Annotated in this window: 1 protein-coding gene; it reads left to right on the top strand. The window is 28.6% G+C overall.

The annotated features are described in order from the left end of the window. Positions 1–3,001 (top strand): autotransporter domain-containing protein (locus ACMOUI_RS07640; RefSeq protein ID WP_418965135.1); only part of this gene is annotated, 3,001 nt, incomplete at its 5' end. Between the last annotated feature and the right edge of the window lie 33 nt (positions 3,002–3,034).

Raw genomic sequence — 3,034 nt, 5'->3', positions numbered from 1 at the left:
AGTAATTCATAAAAATAACTATGATCCAAATAAAGTTATTTCTTCTAAAATAACTGTTTATAATTCAAATAATGGAATAGAATCATCAAAATTAAATTTAACTAATAACGAAGGAATAATTTCTGGAGAAATATTTACTCATGCAGGTAGCAGTTATTCTGAAAGTGATCGGGAAAAAGGAAAACAATATAATTATGCTACAAATTCTTCTATTAATTTAAAAAATAGTGGAAATGGAGTTTTCTCAAAAGACAATATAGAAGATTCCTTTAAAAATAATGGGATAGTTTCTGGATACACTTATAATATAGCTGGAATTTTTGAAGAAAAGTATAAAGACTATTATAAAAAAGGTAAAGACTATATATTACAATTTTTTTCTGGAAATGGTCTAGCTTCAGAAAATGTAATTAATGAACTTATTAATAATGGTATAATAAAAGGAAGCGGAAGTGCTGTTGCAGCCAAAGCTATAAATGAAATCAAAAATTTTGGAATTTTAGCTGGACGAGAAATTTTTAGTACTGGGAAAGAAATAATTTCTAATGATACTACTCAAGAGAATTACCAAATAGATTTTGAGAGTGGAAATGTGAGAGATTTAACTACAATTACTCCAACTTTAGAAATAAATAAAGGAATTTATATTAAACTAAGCTCAGAATTCTCAATAGACTCTTCATCTAAAACAGGAAATGTAGCTATAGATAAAAATGGCAATCCAAAAATAGAAAGTATTTTTAATGGAGTTGGTGGAGAAGTTGTATTAGAAGATGGAACTAAAAAGGTAATAATAAACGGTCAAAGATATGATGAGAATAATCATACAACAGATCAAGCTAATTTAGCTAAAGATAGTTATATTATAGCAAATGGTTCTAATTATGAAAATAATATAATTAATGGAGCTGGAATAAATAAAGGTGCATTAGTCGTTAAAGCAGGAACTTCAATAAATGATAGTATTGTAAATGGATATAATACAGCAATATATTTAGAAAATTTATCACAATTAACAGCAACTAATACTATTTTTAATGGTGGAGGATTAAAAAATGATGTAGCAGTTATTAAGGGTAGCATGGGAGATAACGTAGCAAGTATTTCAGGAGCTTCCATAATAAACGGAGCTGTAAATTTACAAGATGGAAATGATACTCTATCTATTGCTAATACAGTACAAATAAACGGAGAATTAGATGGTGGGACAGGAAATGATATTTTAAATTTAGGAGAAACTTCTATCACTAAAGTAACACCAAATTTAAACATCTTACATGATATAAAAGGATTTGAAAATGTAAATACTAATGGAAATATAACTTTATTTGAGACAACAAAAATAACTGGAGCAGATAAAATAAACCTTGAAAGTGGAAATTTAGTATTAAGAGTAGACCCTACTATTACAGCACATGGAAAAGTTACAGGACATGCTTTATATGAAAATAATGGAACATTGACAAGCAATGGTGGAAATTTAATAGTAGGATTAAATGGTTTAGGAGAAGGAACTATAATATCAATGGGAGGAACTACTATAACTCCTGATACAGATGATAGTTGGTGGAAAGATACAGATCATATAAAAACTAATTCATTAGTATTAGATGGGAAATTATCAGCAGATGGAAAAGATATATACATAACAGTTTTAGAATCAATTCCATTAGAACCTTCAAATCCAGTCCCACCGACAGACCCACAGCCACCGATTAACCCACCAATAGAACCAGAACCGCCAGTGAATCCACCAATTAGTCCAGAACCACAAGTAAATCCTCCTACTAATCCTGAGCCGCCGATTAATCCGCCAATAGAACCAGAACCACCAGTGAATCCACCGATTAGTCCAGAATCACCAATTGTTATAGATTCTTTATTATATGAAAAACTAAATAAAATATATCAATCAATAGTAGCTGCAAGAGAAATTGGAAATTTAGCTAATACGACTTTATTAGAAAATAAGACATATAATGAATCTTTGGGGGGACTATTAACAATACTTGATCAAATGTATGCTAATAATCCTTATGCATATACAGTTAAATCTTCTAGAGATAGTTTAAAATTATTTGAAGATAATATGTCATACTTAACAATAAAACCTAAGAAAGATGAAATGATAGTTCAAGGTAAAGCTATTTATACTGGAATTAAAAATGATAGTGGAGCTTATGGAAAGAATTATTATGGTTTTGATACTGGACATAGAAACTATAAAACAACAACAAATACAGTAGGAGGATTAGCAACTTTTGAATATGGTTTAAGTGATAAAACATCTGTAGGAGTTGTTTTAGGTGGAAATAGCCAAGATATTAACTTTAAAGGTTCAAGTAAAATAAAAGGAAATTCATTATATTTAGGAATATTTACTAAAACAGATATTAATAACTTTAAATTTATGGGAGGAGTGGGATATCAATACACATCAGCTGATGCAGATAGAAAAGTATCGAATAGATATGACTCATTCTCAACAGGAGATAGATATGATATTAACTCACTAAATGCTTTTGTAGAAGCTAAATATATTTATAATGCAGAGCAAGATTGGACAGTTGAACCTAAAGTGAAATTAAGTTGTTATTATATAGAACAAAACAAAGTAAATGAAGGATATACACCTGGGCAAATCTCCATGAGAACAGATAAAATAAATAGCAATACAGCTGATGTAGAAACTGGTGTAGATTTTGTTAAGAGTTTATATTTAAATAATGGAAAATTAAAGAATATTTTATCTTTAGGAGTAATAAATACAATTGGAGATAAATCAAAAGAATTAAATGGTTATATCCTAGGAAAAGAAAAAGATGGAAAGAAATTTGATATTCAAGGAGTAGAACTTCCTAAGACATCTGGAAAAGTTAGCTATAGCTTAGAGTTAGAACAAACAAATAGAATGATTTATACAGCAGGAGTAAGTTTAGAATTTGCTAAAGATTACAATAGAAATGTAAATGTAACTGTTGGAATAGGTTATAAATTTTAAAATACAACTTTTAGCTGATTAATAATTTAAATC

The organism is Cetobacterium sp. (genome assembly GCF_048470075.1).
GTDB lineage: Bacteria > Fusobacteriota > Fusobacteriia > Fusobacteriales > Fusobacteriaceae > Cetobacterium_A.
This window is presented reverse-complemented; position numbering and strand designations above follow the sequence as displayed.